This is a genomic window from Thalassobaculum sp. OXR-137 (assembly GCF_034377285.1).
Lineage (GTDB): Bacteria > Pseudomonadota > Alphaproteobacteria > Thalassobaculales > Thalassobaculaceae > Thalassobaculum.
Map to the genome: position 1 here is coordinate 806,418 of NZ_CP139715.1, position 15,403 is coordinate 821,820.

The window sequence follows — 15,403 nt, forward strand, 5'->3', positions numbered from 1 at the left end:
AACAAAAAGGGTTAACCTCCGGTATCAATCCGCGAGGTATGGACCTCAAACGCCGACTGCACCATGGTGTCGAACCCACCGGAAAAGCTTGCGAATTGGGAGATCCGAGGATGAACGGCGCCGCCGTCGATACCGCGACCACTGAAACCGCAGACACAGATACCCTGGCCCTCGCCCGCGAGGCGGTGGAGGCTGCGGAGACCGTTCTGGCGACCGCCCGCCGGCGGGTTTCCGACCTTGTGGTGGTCAACGGACGGATCGACGGCGCCAAACTGGAGGCCGAACAGACCGCCGCCCACGGGCTCGCCTGGCTCGCCACCACCGTCGAAGCGTTGAAAAGGCTGGTTTCCTGGGCCGACGACCTGACCGAGCGGGGCCAGGCCGGCGAGACCGAGCGGCTCATTCTCGGAGTCGCCGCCGGGGAGTATCTGGGCCAGATCCGGGGCGGTATCCCGATGGCGCAGACAGAGATGCTGCGCCCGCACGATCTGGGACTGGAAGAGCAAGATCTCGCCCCACTTACAAGCGGTTCGTGCCAAAAGTTGATGCGCTATGGTAACGGTCAGGCCGCCCGGGTTGCGCTGGCCGACCGCCTGGCCGAGGCCATGGAAGCCGGCGACCCGGATGCCTTCGGCCATCACGGGCTGGACGAGACCCTCGGCATGGTGCGCGAGCAGTTCCGCCGTTTCGGCGCCGACCGGGTCGAGCCCCATGCCCATCAGTGGCATCTGGAGGACCGGCTGATCCCGATGGACGTGGTCGAGGCCATGGCGGAGCTGGGCACCTTCGGCCTGACGGTCCCGGAGGAGTATGGCGGCCTCGGCATGGGCAAGGAGGCCATGGTGGTGGTCTCCGAGACTCTCAGCCGGGCCTATATCGGCGTCGGCTCCCTGGGCACCCGTTCGGAGATCGCGGCCGAACTGATCCGCCTGGGCGGCACCGAGGCGCAGCGCGCGCACTGGCTGCCCCGGATCGCGTCGGGCGAGATCCTGCCGACGGCGGTCTTCACCGAGCCGAACACCGGCTCCGACCTCGCCCACCTGCGCACCCGAGCCGAGAAGGCCGGAGAGGTGTGGAAAGTGAACGGCAACAAGACCTGGATCACCCACGCGGCACGCACCGACCTGATGACGTTGCTGGTGCGGACCAACCCGGACGAATCCGGCTACCGCGGGTTGAGCATGCTGCTGGCCGAAAAGCCGCGCGGCACCGAGGAGAACCCGTTCCCCGCCGCCGGCATGAGCGGCGGCGAGATCGAGGTGCTCGGCTATCGCGGCATGAAGGAATACGAGATCGCCTTCGACGGCTTCGAGGTGCCGGTGGGCAGCCTGCTCGGCTCCGAGGAGGGCCAGGGCTTCAAGCAGCTCATGGCGACATTCGAGAGCGCGCGCATCCAGACCGCCGCCCGCGCCGTCGGGGTAGCCCAGGCGGCGATGGAGCTGGGGCTTCGTTACGCCAACGAAAGGGTCCAATTCTCCAAGAAACTTCAGGCCTTTCCGCGTGTCGCCAACAAGCTCGCCCGCATGGCGGCGGAGATCGCGGCGGCCCGCGCCCTCACCCTGCATGCCGCCCGCGAGAAGGACAGCGGCCGCCGTTGCGATATCGAAGCGGGCATGGCCAAGCTGCTCGCCGCCCGGGTCGCCTGGGCCTGCGCCGACGACGCCCTGCAGATCCACGGCGGCAACGGCTATGCGCTGGAGTATCCGATCAGCCGGGTGCTGTGCGACGCCCGCATCCTGAACATCTTCGAAGGTGCGGCCGAGATTCAGGCCGGCGTGATCGCGCGGGGGTTGTTAAACCCGGGACGCAACTGAGAGTCCGAACGGCCCTCAGTCGCGGCCGACGCCGGTCAGTTTGCGGCGGAGCCAGCCGGAGGTCATGTCCATGCCGATGACCACGATCAGGGTCAGCACGATGATGTAGGCGGTGTTCTCCCAGTCCTTCCCGGTGCGCAACGTCTCGACCAGTTTCAGGCCGATGCCGCCCGCCCCCAACGCCCCGATCACCGTGGCCGAGCGGGTGTTGGATTCCAGGTAGTACAGGGACTGGGAGATGAACACCGGCAGGATCTGCGGGATCACCCCGAAGCGGTAGCGGGTCAGGGCGCCGGCGCCGGTGGACTGCATGCCCTCGACCTGCTTGTTGTCGATGTTCTCGATCGCCTCGGAGAACAGCTTGCCCAGGGTGCCGGTATCGGTCAGCGCGATCGCCATCACGCCGGTCAGCGGGCCGAGGCCGAACGACCGGATGAAGATCAGCGACCAGATCAGCATGTCGACGCCGCGCACGAAGTCGAAGAACCGGCGGATGAAGAACCGGCTGACGGGGTCCGGATTGACGTTGGCCGCGGCCATGAACGCCAGGGGCAGGGCCACGAAGGCGGCGACCACGGTGCCCAGGAACGCCATGATCACGGTCTCGAGCAGGGCCTTGAAGACGTCGCCGTGCTGCCAGCCCTCGTTCGTCCAGAACTCGTGGAAGATCAGGGCCGCGTTGGACATCTCCGGATCGAGACGCTCGTCCGACCAGGCGAGCGACCACAGCGCGCCGGCCGACACGTCGTGCAGCGGCGAGCGGAAATCGAACCAGAAATCCTCCCAGCCCCAGAAATAGCGGAACACCAGGATCCGGCCGGAGGTCACCTGGGCGCGCTGGAACAGGCTCGGCTTCACGTCGACCTTTTTCGGGTTCAGCTCGATCCAGGACGGCGTGTCGCCTTCCCAGCTCAAGGTCTCGCCGCCGGCGGTCACCACGAAGGGCCGCTGGAGTCCAGGCCCCGTCACCGTCAGAACCTCGCCCTCGATCACGAAGCGGTAGCCGCCGCCCATGTCGATGTCGATCCGGCCTTCGTTCGCGTTCGGGCCGCTCACCTGCACCCAGTCCGGCAGGTCCGCCTCGTCATAGGTGGCGGTGCGCTCGCCCTCGACGGCCACCTCCACTAGGTCGCGGCGCAGGTTCTTCTCGACATGGACCTTGTAGGCGACGCTGTCGAGGCCGAGCAGGACGCCACGGTCCAGCCGCGACTTGGCGATCAGGTCGGGAACATCGAAGGCGAAGAAGGCGTAGACCAGGTAGGCGATCACGGCGACCACCAGCCCGACAGGCCACAGGAACTGGCGGCGGTGAACGCCCAGCACCTCGCCATAGGACGCGTTCAGGCGGGCGGTCTCGCCGGCGGTGATGGCGCTCATGGCGGCCTCCTCAGCGCGCGCCGACGAACATGCCGCCGACGAGACGCCGGCGCACATGGCCGGAGATCTGGTCGATCACCATGATCGTCAGGAACAGCAGGACGAAGAGAGCGGCGATGTCGGCGCCATTGGCCCAGCTGATCGCCTTCCGCAGCTCGGTGCCGATGCCGCCGGCGCCGACGAAGCCCAGGATCGCCGAGGCGCGGATGTTGATTTCGAAGCGCAGCAGCATGTAGCTCGTATAGTTCGGCAGCACCTGGGGCAGCACCGCCCAGCGCATGCGCTTCGACCAGCTCGCGCCTGCCGCCGTCATGCCTTCCAGCGGGCCGCGGTCGATATTCTCGTTAACCTCGGAGAACAGCTTGCCCAGCGCGCCCGCCGTGTGGAAGGCGACGGCGATGATCGCCGGGACCGGCGAGGAGCCGAGCATGAAGATCAGGAACAGGGCGAGGATGAGTTCGGGAAAGGCCCGGGTGATGTCCATGATTCGCCGCGCGACCGGAATGATCGGCGGCCAGACGCCCAGGCCCCGGGTCGAGGCGAAGGACAGGCAGACGGCGAAGACGGTGCCGAAGATGGTCGCGACCGCCGCCATATTGATGGTCTCGAAAAGGGCGGGCAGGTAGACCCACAGCCGCTCGAACCAGCCGAGCCCGGCATTGTGGGTTTCGGCGACGATGTTGCTCGGATAGTCGAAGAACTTGGACAGACCCTGGACGAAGCCGCCGGAGTTCATCTCCTCGGCGCCGATGAAGCCCATCACCACCAGGAAGGCGAAGACCACGGCTCCCAGGACGGTGTACAGGCGCCGACGCTTCTCCAGGGAGGAGGCATGGGCCTGCAGCTGATCGACGGTGGTCATGGCCATGGGCGGGCTCGCACGGGCGGGAGGGCAGAACGACGAACGCCGCGCGATCCGATTGGGACCGCGCGGCGCCGCACTAGGCAGTCTTACTTGCCGATCTTCGACTTACGGGCGTCGATGATGCTCTGGTATTCCTCGTGGGTGATCGGGGCCAGGCCCTTCACCTCGCCGGCCATCACGCCATAGGCGCACTCGGCGTCCATCGACTCCAGGCTGGCCATCAGACCGGTCATCAGCAGCTTGACCTTCTCCGGCAGCGCCTTGCGCAGCACGATCGGGCCTTCCGGGATGACCTTCGAGCGCCAGATCTCGACGAGCTGGGTCATGTCGACCAGGCCGGCATCGACCGCCTTGCGCAGGGCGCCGGAGTTGTAGCCCTCTTCCCAGGCGCCGATACCGTCGGCCCAGGTCACGCCGGCTTCGATATCGCCGTTATAGACCGCGACGATGGTCTGCTCGTGGCCGCCGGTGAAGACGACGTCGCCGAAATACTCGCCCGGGGTCATCGGGAAGCCGGCCGCCGGGATTTCGATCGACGGGATCAGGTAGCCGGAGGTGGAGTTCGGATCACCGAAACCGAACTTCTTGTCCTTCATGTCGTCCAGGCTCTTGATGCCGCTGTCGGCACGGGCGAAGCCGATGGAGTGGTAGCCGTAGGAGCCGTCCACATTGATCTTCACCAGGACCGGCTCGACCGCCTCGGGGTCCTTCAGATAGACGGCTGCATAACCCGACGCGCCGAGCCAGGCCATGTCCAGGTTGCCGCCGAGCAGGCCCTCGATCACGCCGTTATAGTCGGCCGGGGCGAACAGCTTGGTTTCCACGCCCAGCAGCTTCTCGGTGCGCTCGCGCAGGCACTCGTTGCTCTTCAGACGGTCGGAGGCGTTCTCGCCGCCGAGCAGGCCGATGCGGAATTCCTTGATGCCGAGATCGGCCGCGGAGACCGGCGCGGTGCCGGCGAACGCGACCAGGGCAGTGACGGCGGCGGCCGCCGCAGTGCGCAGAAAGGTCATTGTCTTCCCCTCGCTCGATATGAGCCGTTTGGTGTTGGCGCCTTGGTATTGGCATCGCCGGGTCTGGCTGACCGGGACGGTCGGCGGCGTCACCCCCCGGCGGAGGCGACGGCGCTTCCGACCGCACGCAGGCGCGGGCCGTCGGAAATCTCGGGGCCCGTATCGTCCGGGCGGTCGTTGATGCTGGTGGAGGTCGCGGCCTCGTCGAACTCGGCGCCGGCGCCGTAGATCTCGCGCGCCGCGTCGGTGGTCAGATCCGCCGGCGCGCCGTCGAACACCACCTGGCCGCCGCGCATCCCCACGATGCGATCGCAATAGGCGCGGGCGGTGTCGAGGGTGTGCAGGTTGCAGACGACGGTCATGCCTTCCTGGCGGTTGATGTCGCGCAGGGCGTCCATCACCAGTTTGGCGTTCATCGGGTCGAGCGAGGCGATCGGCTCGTCGGCCAGGATGATCTTCGGGTTCTGCATCAGGGCCCGGGCGATGGCCACGCGCTGCTGCTGCCCGCCGGACAGGGTGCCGGCCTGCTGCAGCGCGGTCTCCAAGATGCCGAGTCGCTCCAGCGCCAGCAGCGCTTCGTGGCGCTCGGCATCGGTGAACAGCTTGAAGACGCTCTTGAAGAACCCCATCGCATTGGCGCGGCCGAGCATGACGTTGGTCAGCACGTCCAGGCGCGGGATGAGGTTGAACTGCTGGAAGATCATGGCGCAGTCGGCCCGCCAGTCGAGAAGGGCCTTGCCCTTCAGGCTGCCGATGTCGCGCGATCCGAAGCGGATCGACCCCTCGCTGGGATCGATCAGGCGATTGGTGAGGCGCAGCAGCGTCGACTTGCCGGCACCCGAGCGACCGATGATGCCGAGCATGGTGCCCGCATCGACCGACAGGTTGACCTTGTCGACGGCGGCGTTGGCGCCGAAGCGCTTGGTGACGTTCTGATAAATCAGCATGAGGGGCGAGCGGGCCTTCGAGCGTTGCGAGGAGCGTTCGTGCGGTCCGTCCGACCAATCCGCCGGCCCCACCGCGCAAAGCCGTCATCCCGCCGGCGGGTCCGGGTCGGGTCGACGACTTCCCAGCATGACCGGCGCCGACGATCGGCTCCGTCGGAAGCCCGTATAGCCCGCGGTCGATGACGCTTTGTTTGCAGTCACGTTGCGATTTGGAGACCTCGGGGGAACCGCGGGCCGGATCGGCGCGTTCTCTCTGCGTGATCTTCCTTGAAACACGGCCCCTTGCGGGGCTATCAGGGCGCCGACGTCAAAAGTGAAAGATCACGCCCGTGCCGGAGACACCCGCCGTGCCGGCCGAGACCTCGTCTACCGTGTCCAAGAGCGCTCCGCTCCTGTCGGTGGTTGTCCCGGTCCTGAACGAGGAGGCCAATGTCGGTCCGCTGATCGCCGAGATCCGCGCCGCACTGGCAGATGTATGCGCCTTCGAAATCGTGTTCGTCGATGACGGCTCGACGGACCAGACCTCTGCGAAACTGGCGGAGTTGCGACGCGACGTGACGGAACTGCGGGTCCTGACCCACTCCAAGCGCTCGGGACAGAGCGCCGGCCTACGCAGCGGCATCACCGCCGCGCGCGGGAGGCTGATCGCGACCCTCGACGGCGACGGGCAGAACGATCCGGCGGACATTCCGGCACTGCTGCGGGCCTGGCAGGCGGACACCGGCGCCGCGCCGCTGATGGTCACCGGGCATCGGGTGAACCGGCGCGACACCTGGACCAAGCGCCGGGCCTCGCGCATCGCCAATGCGCTGCGCCGGTCCATGCTCGGCGACGACAACCCGGATACCGGCTGTTCGCTGAAGCTGTTCGAGCGGGCGCTGTTCCTGCGCTTCCCCTATTTCGATCACATGCACCGGTTCATGCCGGCCCTGGCCAAGCGCGAAGGCGCCCGGGTGACGGTGGTGCCGGTCAATCACCGCGCTCGCCATGCCGGTGCCTCCAAATACCGGATCTTCGACCGCTTGGCCGTTGGCATTCCCGACCTGCTGGGGATGGTTTGGCTGATGCGCCGCGCCCCCGCCAACCTGACGGTCACCGAGGCCGGTGCCCACGAAGGAGGGCCGCATGCTTGATACCCTCGCCGAAAAACTAGTGGGGGCCTTCACCGGCATGTCGACCGAGGAGATCGTCATGGTCTGCGTCGGCTTCGGCGGCCAGGCCCTGTTCACGATGCGGTTCCTGATCCAGTGGCTGAAGAGTGAGATCAGCCGCAAGAGCGTCATCCCCATCGCCTTCTGGTACTTCTCGATCGCCGGCGGTGCTACGCTCTTCATCTACGCCCTGTGGCGACAGGATCCCGTCTTCATCCTGGGCCAGGGGACCGGCCTGTTCATCTATGCCCGAAATCTCTGGCTGATCCACCGGGAACGCCGCGAGACCGAAGCTGCCGCCCGGAAATCCGCCACAGAAGCAGTGCAATAATGGCCCCACGTATCGTTTCGTTGCTGCCCAGCGCCACCGAAGTCGTCGCCGCCCTCGGGATGGCCGAGCATCTGGTGGGGCGCAGCCACGAATGCGACTACCCGGCCGAGGTCGCCGAGATCCCGGTGATGACCCGGCCGCGGATCAATCCGGCCAAGCCGTCGCGCGGCCTGCACCGGCAGGTATCCAAACTGATCACCAAGGCGCTGTCGGTGTTCGAGGTCGATGCCGACGCCCTGAAGGCGGCCAAGCCCGACATCATTCTCACCCAGCATCAGTGCGCCGCCTGCGCGGTCTCCGAGGCCGACCTGAACGCGGCGCTGGCGACCTGGACCGGCAGTCACCCCGTGGTGGTCTCAGTCGCGCCAGAAACGCTGGACCAGGTCTGGCGGAGCTTCGGCACGATGGCCGATGCGTTCGACCTGCGCTGGGCCGGCAACGAGTTGGCGGAACGGGCCCGGGAACGGGTGGAGATCATCTCCATGCGCGGCGCCGCCCTCGACCCGAAGCCGAGCATCGCCTGCATCGAATGGATCGATCCGCCGATGATCGCCGGCAACTGGGTCCCGGAACTGGTGACCGCTGCCGGCGGCGTGCCGGTGATGGCGAAGAAGGGCCAGCACTCGGAATTCACGACCCTGGCGAAGCTGGCCAAGTCGGACCCCGACGCGATGATCTTCATGCCCTGCGGATTCGATCTCGCCCGCACCCTGCAGGAGGCCACCCCGTTCCTGGCCCGGCCGACCGTGGCGAAGATGCGGGCCGTGCGCGACGGCAAGCTCTGGGCGGTGGACGGCAACGCCTATTTCAACCGACCGGGCCCGCGGCTGATCACGTCCCTGGAGATCCTCGCGGAGATCCTGAACCCGGGCGCCTTCAACTTCTCGCGCGAAGGCTCCGCCTGGGCGACGATCGGCGGGTCGAGATAGCCTGGAGACAGCGCTCTCAGGACCCGATCTTGACCGGACCGTCCCCGGATTGCCTTCATTTCGCCCTCTGGCTATGGTCGGATTCCGGTCCAAGATCACCTGACCGTTAGGAACTCTCCATGCGTCTTTCCTTAGCCGCCCTTCTCGCCGCCTCCCTTCTGCTCGCGGCCCCCGTTCAGGCCGACGAGGCCGGCCCGATCACCCGGCAGGGCGTCGCCGACGACGAGGTCGTGATGATGCTCGAGGTCGAGGACTGGGTGGAAACGACGACCGCCACCGTGCGCATCGCCGCCGACCTCGCGGTCGAAGCCGGCACCTTCGGCGCCGCCCGCGACGAGCTGGTCACCACCCTGCAGGGCTTCGGCATCGACACCACCTGGCGCATCGTCCAGTTCAGCAAGCAGGCCGACGACGCCGGGTTCGAGCGGTGGAGCGTGGTGGCGGAAGCCCGGGTTCCGGAGGCCGCCCTGTCCGACCTCTCCGACAAGGCGAAGAAGGCCACCAAGCCGGGCCGCTCGCTCACCGTCGCGTCCATCGACTACTCGCCGACCATGGCCGAGCGCGAAGCCGTCACCGACACCCTGCGCGCCAAGGTCTACGAGCGGGTCGGCAAGGAGATCTCCGCCCTGAACGCGGCCTTCGCCGACCGCAAGTTCCGGGTGCGCATGATCGACTTCACCCAGTCCTACCGCCCGATGCCGATGGCCAAGGCGGAGATGCAGATGATGCGCTCCGACATGGCCCAGGCGGCACCCGGCGGCGGCAGCGGCCTGGCCGGTGCCGAGAAGGCCACCATCACCGCGCGGGTCCATCTGGCCGCCACCGCGCCGGCCGCTCAGTAAGTCCGCCGCTGCGGGCGGGCACAGCTAAACGGGGGAAATCGCGATGTCCGACAAGGTCCTGATCGTCACCGGAGGCTCACGCGGCATCGGTGCCGCCGCCTGCCGCCTCGCCGCCGCCCAGGGCTGGGACATCGCGATCAACTACACCGCCAATGCGGCCGCCGCCGAGGCGGTCGCCACGCAGGTCCGGGATGCCGGCCGCCGGGCGATCACCGTCCAGGGCGACATGGCCAAGGAAGCCGACATCCTGTCCCTGTTCGAGACCACCGAGAAGGAACTCGGCCCGATCGGCGGGGTGGTGGCCAATGCCGGCATCACCGGCAAGATCACCCGGGTCGAGGACATGAGCACCGAGGCGATGCAGGAGGTGATCAACCTCAACGTCATCGGCCTGATGATCACCAACCGTGAGGCGGTCCGGCGCCTGTCGACCAAGAACGGCGGCAAGGGCGGTCCGATCGTGAACCTGTCCTCCATCGCCCCGCGCGTCGGCTCGCCCAACGAGTTCGTCCACTACGCCGCCTCCAAGGGCGCGGTGAACGCCTGGACCCTTGGCCTGTCACGCGAAGTGGCCGGCGAGGGGATCCGGGTGAACGCCGTGGCCCCGGGCATGATCGATACTGACATCCACGCCACCGCCGGTGCGCCGGACCGGGCCGCGCGGCTCGGCGCTCTGGTGCCGATCGGCCGGGCCGGGACCGCCGAGGAAGTGGCCGAGGCCATCGTCTGGCTGCTCTCGGACCATGCCGCCTATTGCGTCGGAACCGTCCTGGAAGTGAACGGTGGCCGCTGACGCTGCGCAGAAGCTGATCGTCGACTGCTCCGCGGTTCCCGACGGCCGGCCCCTCGAACGCTATGCCGCCCTCCTGAAGACCGGCGCGATCACCGCGGATCCGGATCAGGAGGCGGCCGCCCGCCGGCTCGACACCCTGGCCGACAAAGTCTCCGGCTGGCGCGCCAAGTCGCCCAAGGGCGGCGGCCTCGTCCGCCGCTTCCTGGGCGGCTGGGATTCCGGCAAGGAGGAGACGCCACGCGGCGTGTATCTCTACGGCCCGGTCGGACGGGGCAAATCCATGCTGATGGACCTGTTCTTCGGCGCCGCCGAGGTCGAGCGCAAGCGCCGGGTCCATTTCCACGAGTTCATGCAGGAGGCGCACAGCCTCATCCACCATATCCGCCAGCGCGGGATCGGCGGCGAGATGCCCTTCGCCCGCGCCGCCCAGGAGATCGCCCGCGAGGCTCACCTGCTGTGCTTCGACGAGATGGAGGTGCGCGACATCGCCGATGCGATGATCCTGTCGCGGCTTTTCACCGCCCTGTTCGAGCGCGGCGTGATCGTCGTCGCCACCTCGAACCGTCATCCCGACGAACTGTACAAGAACGGCCTGCAGCGCGAGCGCTTCCTGCCCTTCATCGAGCTGCTCAAGGCCCGGCTGGACGTGGTCGATCTCGGCGAAGGGACCGATTACCGGCTCGATCGCCTGGTCGGCGAGAAGGTCTACGTGACCCCCGCCGATGCCGAGGCCGAAAAGACCCTGGACCACCTGTTCGCCGAGATGACCGGCGGTGCTAAGCCGGAGTCGGACGTGGTGATCGTCAACGGCCGCGAAATGGCAGTGGACCGGGCGGCCAAGGGCGTGGCCCGCTTCCGGTTTGAAGATCTGTGTGCCAAGCCGCTCGGTCCGGCCGACTTCCTGGCGCTGGCAAAGAAGTATCGCGCGATTGTGATCGACGATATCCCGACCATGACCGACGCGATTCGCGATCAGGCCCGGCGTTTCATGACGCTGATCGACGCCCTGTATGAGCGGCACACCACGTTGGTCTGTTCCGCAGCCGACGAGCCCGAAGCGCTGTACGCCGGCACGGACTGGGGATTCGAGTTCGACCGTACTGTTTCAAGGCTTATGGAAATGCGCTCGGAAGACTACGTCACCAAACCCCATAGGCCTTGAAGGGTTATACTTGACGCGAAACAGTCTTCCCGCCACACGCGGATAAGGCGAGACGTATTGCGTTTTGCGGAAATTTCCCTAAAAGGCTTTAGATGTTGCGGAAACGACCGCAACGCTTCGTCCGGTTGAAGTCTTGTCTAACGGGCGATTGGGGAGATCGACATCGCCATGCCCGATGCGACCGGCACGATTCATGAGATAGCGGAATACGACCGCGATTCGATCCACACGCTGCCGCTCGCCATCGTTCCGGTCAAGACACCCGCGATGAAAAAGGCGCGTCTGATCAAGAACGTGCGCCTGGAAACCCGGATCGAGCTGTTCCGCGAGAAGGGCATGGGGTCCGGTCAGATCTCGGTGGACGAGGTTCCGGATTTCTTCACCGACGATGGCGATCTCGAGAACGACATCCTCCTGCTCCGCCGTCTCAGCCAGCTTCCGGCCTTCGACCCCTACACGCTTCGGATCGGCCTGCGCCAAGCCGGCGTGGACATCCTCAGCCTCGACGCCTTCCAGCTCTCCACCGCCAAGAAGCGCGAGCTGGCGCCGCTGATGCAGAACATCACGCGCCCCCTCATGCAGTACCTCTACGGCGACGGGAACGGCAGCGGCGAGAACGACATCGAAACCCTGATCGACCGGGTGGCCAATCCCGATACGGCGTCCGTGCGCAGCCGCATCGAAAACATGTCCCGCGGTCTCGGCATCGGCGTCGAGCAGCTTCCGGACATGCTGGAGAGCTACGGCGACACCTACCTGGCCCTCTCCTACTACCGCAGCTACTTCCTGTACTGCTTGCCGGCGGTGAACCGCCTGATGACCTGGATCGCGGATGTGAAGGAGTCGGGCAATCTGCGCCACGACCAGTCCATGCAGAAGGCGATCACCCGGGTGGAGGAGATCCTGACCTACGTCTCCAACTCGGTTACGCGCCGGTTCAACGGGTTCGACCGGGAGACCGTGGTGCGCTGGGACCAGGTGACGGTGGAGACCTTCAACGCGGTACGCGGCGCCATCTCCCGGCACCAGCGCAGCCTGGCCGAGGTTCTGTGCGGCCTGACGGTGAAGGTCTACGAATGGGAGCAGCGGTTCCCCAGCGGCGGCGGCAGCCCCGACAAGCGCGCCGATTTCGTCGCCGCAGAAATCAAGCCGGGCCTCGACCGGCTCTGGGCCATGGAGCGTCGTGCCCCGAAATTCGCCGGCGCCTCCTGAAAGCAGCTGCCGGCTCCGGATCAGACGCTCTGACGGGCCTTCAACGCCTGGGTCAGGGTCCCGTCGTCGAGATAGTCGAGCTCGCCCCCGACCGGAACCCCATGGGCCAGGCGGGAGACCGCCACATGGGTGCCCGACAGCCGGTCGGCGATGTAATGCGCCGTGGTCTGGCCATCCACGGTCGCGTTCATCGCCAGAATGACCTCGTTCACCTCCGGCGAGGCGGCGCGGGCGACCAGGGTGTCGATGTTCAGATCCTCCGGGCCGACCCCGTCCAAAGCGGACAGAACCCCGCCGAGGACGTGGTAGCGGCCTTTGAAGGCCGACGCCCGTTCCAGCGCCCAGACGTCGCCCACATCCTCGACCACGCAGACCAGCCCCGGATCGCGGCGCGGGTCGTCGCAGATCCCGCAAGGGTCGGTCGTGTCGAAATTCCCGCAGGTCCTGCAGGTGCGGATCGACCGCGCCGCCGCCGCCAGGGCGTCGGCCAGCGGCAGCATCAGGGCCTCGCGCTTCTGCATCAGGTGCAGAACCGCCCGGCGCGCCGACCGCGGCCCAAGGCCCGGCAGCTTCGCCAGAAGATGCATCACTCTATCGAGATCGCCTGCGGCCATGGGTTCGCGTCCGATCCGCCGTTCAGAACGGCAGCTTGAAGCCCGGAGGAAGCGGCAAGCCGCCGGTGAGTTCCTTCATCTGCTCGGCCTGCAACGTCTCCGCCTTGGCGCGGGCATCGTTCAGGGCGGCGACCAGCAGGTCCTCCAGCACTTCCGTCTCGTTGGCGTCCATCAGGGCCGGATCGATCTTGATCTTCCGGGCCGAGCCCTTGGCCGTCATGGTGACCGAGACCATCCCGCCGCCGGCGGCGCCCTCGATCTCCGTCTGCTCCATCCGCTCCTGCATTTCCTGCATGCGGGTCTGCATTTCCTGGGCCTGCTTCATCATCTGGCCGAGATTTTTCATCGCCTACGCCTCGTTTGCTTGACCCGCCCGAAGCGGGTCAGGGGACATATCGCTTTGCAGGTCGGCCGCCTCCGGTTCGGGGGCGGCCAGTTCGACCACAGTGTCTATCTCAGCGCCGGGGAACAGTTCCAGCACCTTGGCGACCACCGGGTGGGCGGCAAGTTCCGCCTGGATGGCCGCCTTCTGCGCCGCCTTCTGCTCCCTCAGGGTGGGGCCGCCCTCCTCGTCGGAGATCTCCACGATCCAATCGCGGCCGGTCCATCGCTGCAGATGTCCGGCCAGCAGCCCGATCATGCGAGAGTCAACGCCCTTCTGCGGCCGCAGTTCCAAACGGCCGGGTTCGACCAGCACCGGATGGACCTTGTTGGTCAGCGTCGCACCCAGGATCGCCTCGCCGCGCCGGAAGGCCAGGTCGACCACCCCGGCGAAGTCTGTCGGCACCGGATCGAACGCGTCGTCGGGATCGCCGGCCAGCCCCTCGTCGTCGTCAGGGGGCGGACCGGCGGTGACGAAATCCGGCACACCGTCCCCGGCGTAGGACGCCGCTCCTGGATCGCCGCCGTCGAACTCGCCCATCCCGTAATCGGAGGACACATAGTCCGGCACCGGATCGGCGGCGGGCACTGCGGCGACCGGGGGCGGCGGCGCCTCGGCGCGTGGCGGCGGACCGGACGGCGCGGACGCCACCGGACCGGACGCCGCCGGAGCGGGCGCGCTCGGCGCACCGCCGCCCGCCGGCAGCGCGGTGCCATCGGTCAGCAATCGCACCAGATCGGCCGGGTCCGGCATGTCGGCGCTGTGGGCGACGCGGATCAGCACCATCTCGGCGGCGGCGATCGGCACCGGGGCGGCCTGCACCTCGCCCAACCCCTTGGACAGCATCTGCCAGGTCCGGGTCAGGGACGGCACCGCCAGGGTCTCGGCCAGGGCCTTGCCGCGCTCGCGCTCGGACTCGCCGAGATCGTTCGCGCTGGCGGCCTGGGGGGCGGCCTTCATGCGGGTGATGGCATGGGTCAGCTCCATCAGGTCCTGGATCACCACGACCGGATCCGCACCGCCGTCATACAGTTCGGACAGCACCGTCAGCCCGTCGCCGATCCGTCCGGCCATCACCGCTTCGAACAGATCGTAGATCCGCACCCGGTCGACCAGGCCCAGCATGTCGCGCACGCCGTCGACCGTCACCGGGCCGGAGGCAAGCGCGATGGCCTGATCCAGGATCGACAGACCGTCGCGGGCGGAGCCATCGGCGGCGCGGGCAACCAGCCGCAGCGCTTCGGGCTCGGCCTCGACCTTCTCGTCCCGGCACACCCGCTCGAACAGCTCGACCAGCAGGGCGATGTCGATCCGCCGCAGGTCGAAGCGCTGGCAGCGCGATAGGACGGTGATCGGAACCTTGCGGATCTCGGTGGTGGCGAAGATGAACTTGGCGTGCTCCGGCGGCTCCTCCAGCGTCTTCAACAGCGCGTTGAAGGCGTTCTTTGAGAGCATGTGCACTTCGTCGACGATGTAGACCTTGTAGCGGCCCGCCACCGGGCGGTAGCGCACGTTCTCGATCAACTCGCGGACGTCGTCTACGCCGGTATGGGAGGCGGCGTCCATCTCCAGGACGTCCACATGCCGGTCCTCGGCGATGGCGCGGCAATTGTCGCACACCCCGCAGGGCTGCATGGTCGGCCCGCCCTGGCCGTCCGGACCGATGCAGTTCAGCCCCTTGGCGATGATCCGCGCGGTGGTGGTCTTGCCGACCCCGCGCACGCCGGTCAGCACGAAGGCGTGGTGCACCCGGTTCTGCTCGAAGGCGTTGCGCAGGGTGCGCACGAGCGCGTCCTGGCCCTTCAGATCGTCGAAGGTCTGGGGCCGGTATTTCCGCGCCAATACCCGATATTCGCTCGGGGCGGCGTCCTGGGCGGGGGGCGAGGCGTCGTTCATCGCGCGATCATAGGGCCGCGTCCCCGCACATGAAAGAACGCGATCCCCAAAATCCGGAAGCTCGAAGCATATGAC

The 15,403-nt window shown here is 67.3% G+C and carries 15 protein-coding genes; 8 read left to right on the forward strand and 7 right to left on the reverse strand.

The features are described 5' to 3' along the window. The first annotated feature begins 110 nt into the window (after positions 1–110). Positions 111–1,814 carry an acyl-CoA dehydrogenase family protein gene (locus T8K17_RS03760; protein WP_322333169.1) on the forward strand — a complete coding sequence of 568 codons (1,704 nt, stop codon included), beginning with the start codon at positions 111–113 and terminating at the stop codon, positions 1,812–1,814. A gap of 15 nt (positions 1,815–1,829) precedes the next feature. Here the strand turns inward: T8K17_RS03760 and phnE (T8K17_RS03765) are convergent, their stop codons facing one another. The 4 genes from phnE (T8K17_RS03765) to phnC form a co-directional block, all read right to left on the reverse strand. After that, positions 1,830–3,191, reverse strand: a complete 1,362-nt coding sequence (gene phnE, locus T8K17_RS03765) for a phosphonate ABC transporter, permease protein PhnE (RefSeq protein WP_322333170.1) — start codon at positions 3,189–3,191, stop codon at positions 1,830–1,832. 10 nt (positions 3,192–3,201) lie between these two features. Continuing rightward, positions 3,202–4,059 carry a phosphonate ABC transporter, permease protein PhnE gene (gene phnE / locus T8K17_RS03770; RefSeq protein WP_322333171.1) on the reverse strand — a complete coding sequence of 286 codons (858 nt, stop codon included), beginning with the start codon at positions 4,057–4,059 and terminating at the stop codon, positions 3,202–3,204. A gap of 83 nt (positions 4,060–4,142) precedes the next feature. Further along, the gene (phnD, locus tag T8K17_RS03775) at positions 4,143–5,069 is read right to left on the reverse strand and encodes a phosphonate ABC transporter substrate-binding protein (protein WP_322333172.1); all 927 of its coding nucleotides are present in this window, start codon (positions 5,067–5,069) and stop codon (positions 4,143–4,145) included. 89 nt (positions 5,070–5,158) lie between these two features. Continuing rightward, on the reverse strand, positions 5,159–6,016 hold the full coding sequence (gene phnC / locus T8K17_RS03780; protein WP_322333173.1) for a phosphonate ABC transporter ATP-binding protein: 858 nt from the start codon (positions 6,014–6,016) through the stop codon (positions 5,159–5,161). A gap of 329 nt (positions 6,017–6,345) precedes the next feature. Between phnC and T8K17_RS03785 the strand changes: the two genes are divergently transcribed. From T8K17_RS03785 to T8K17_RS03815, 7 genes are all read left to right on the forward strand, one after another. Further along, positions 6,346–7,149, forward strand: coding sequence for a glycosyltransferase family 2 protein (locus tag T8K17_RS03785; RefSeq protein ID WP_322333174.1), 804 nt, complete (start codon positions 6,346–6,348; stop codon positions 7,147–7,149). Next, positions 7,142–7,498 carry a lipid-A-disaccharide synthase N-terminal domain-containing protein gene (locus T8K17_RS03790; RefSeq protein WP_322333175.1) on the forward strand — a complete coding sequence of 119 codons (357 nt, stop codon included), beginning with the start codon at positions 7,142–7,144 and terminating at the stop codon, positions 7,496–7,498. Before T8K17_RS03785 ends, T8K17_RS03790 begins: the two co-directional genes overlap by 8 nt. Then, positions 7,498–8,427, forward strand: a complete 930-nt coding sequence (locus T8K17_RS03795) for a cobalamin-binding protein (RefSeq protein WP_322333176.1) — start codon at positions 7,498–7,500, stop codon at positions 8,425–8,427. The genes T8K17_RS03790 and T8K17_RS03795 overlap by 1 nt, the downstream gene beginning before the upstream one ends. A gap of 119 nt (positions 8,428–8,546) precedes the next feature. After that, positions 8,547–9,269 carry a hypothetical protein gene (locus T8K17_RS03800; protein ID WP_322333177.1) on the forward strand — a complete coding sequence of 241 codons (723 nt, stop codon included), beginning with the start codon at positions 8,547–8,549 and terminating at the stop codon, positions 9,267–9,269. A 43-nt stretch (positions 9,270–9,312) separates the two neighbouring features. Then, complete coding sequence (locus tag T8K17_RS03805) at positions 9,313–10,062, forward strand: SDR family oxidoreductase (protein WP_322333178.1); 750 nt, start codon at positions 9,313–9,315, stop codon at positions 10,060–10,062. Further along, complete coding sequence (zapE, locus tag T8K17_RS03810; protein ID WP_322333179.1) at positions 10,052–11,224, forward strand: cell division protein ZapE; 1,173 nt, start codon at positions 10,052–10,054, stop codon at positions 11,222–11,224. The genes T8K17_RS03805 and zapE overlap by 11 nt, the downstream gene beginning before the upstream one ends. A 168-nt stretch (positions 11,225–11,392) precedes the next feature. After that, the gene (locus T8K17_RS03815) at positions 11,393–12,436 is read left to right on the forward strand and encodes a hypothetical protein (RefSeq protein WP_322333180.1); all 1,044 of its coding nucleotides are present in this window, start codon (positions 11,393–11,395) and stop codon (positions 12,434–12,436) included. A 20-nt stretch (positions 12,437–12,456) separates the two neighbouring features. On the opposite strand, the gene recR is transcribed toward T8K17_RS03815, so the two are convergent. The 3 genes from recR to T8K17_RS03830 are packed head-to-tail and all read right to left on the reverse strand — an operon-like array spanning position 12,457 to position 15,328. Continuing rightward, on the reverse strand, positions 12,457–13,050 hold the full coding sequence (recR, locus tag T8K17_RS03820; protein ID WP_322333181.1) for a recombination mediator RecR: 594 nt from the start codon (positions 13,048–13,050) through the stop codon (positions 12,457–12,459). A 22-nt stretch (positions 13,051–13,072) separates the two neighbouring features. Next, a complete protein-coding gene (locus tag T8K17_RS03825) occupies positions 13,073–13,396 on the reverse strand; it encodes a YbaB/EbfC family nucleoid-associated protein (protein WP_322333182.1) in 324 nt (107 codons plus the stop codon). Between the two features lie 3 nt (positions 13,397–13,399). Further along, positions 13,400–15,328 carry a DNA polymerase III subunit gamma/tau gene (locus tag T8K17_RS03830; protein ID WP_322333183.1) on the reverse strand — a complete coding sequence of 643 codons (1,929 nt, stop codon included), beginning with the start codon at positions 15,326–15,328 and terminating at the stop codon, positions 13,400–13,402. Positions 15,329–15,403: the final 75 nt, after the last annotated feature.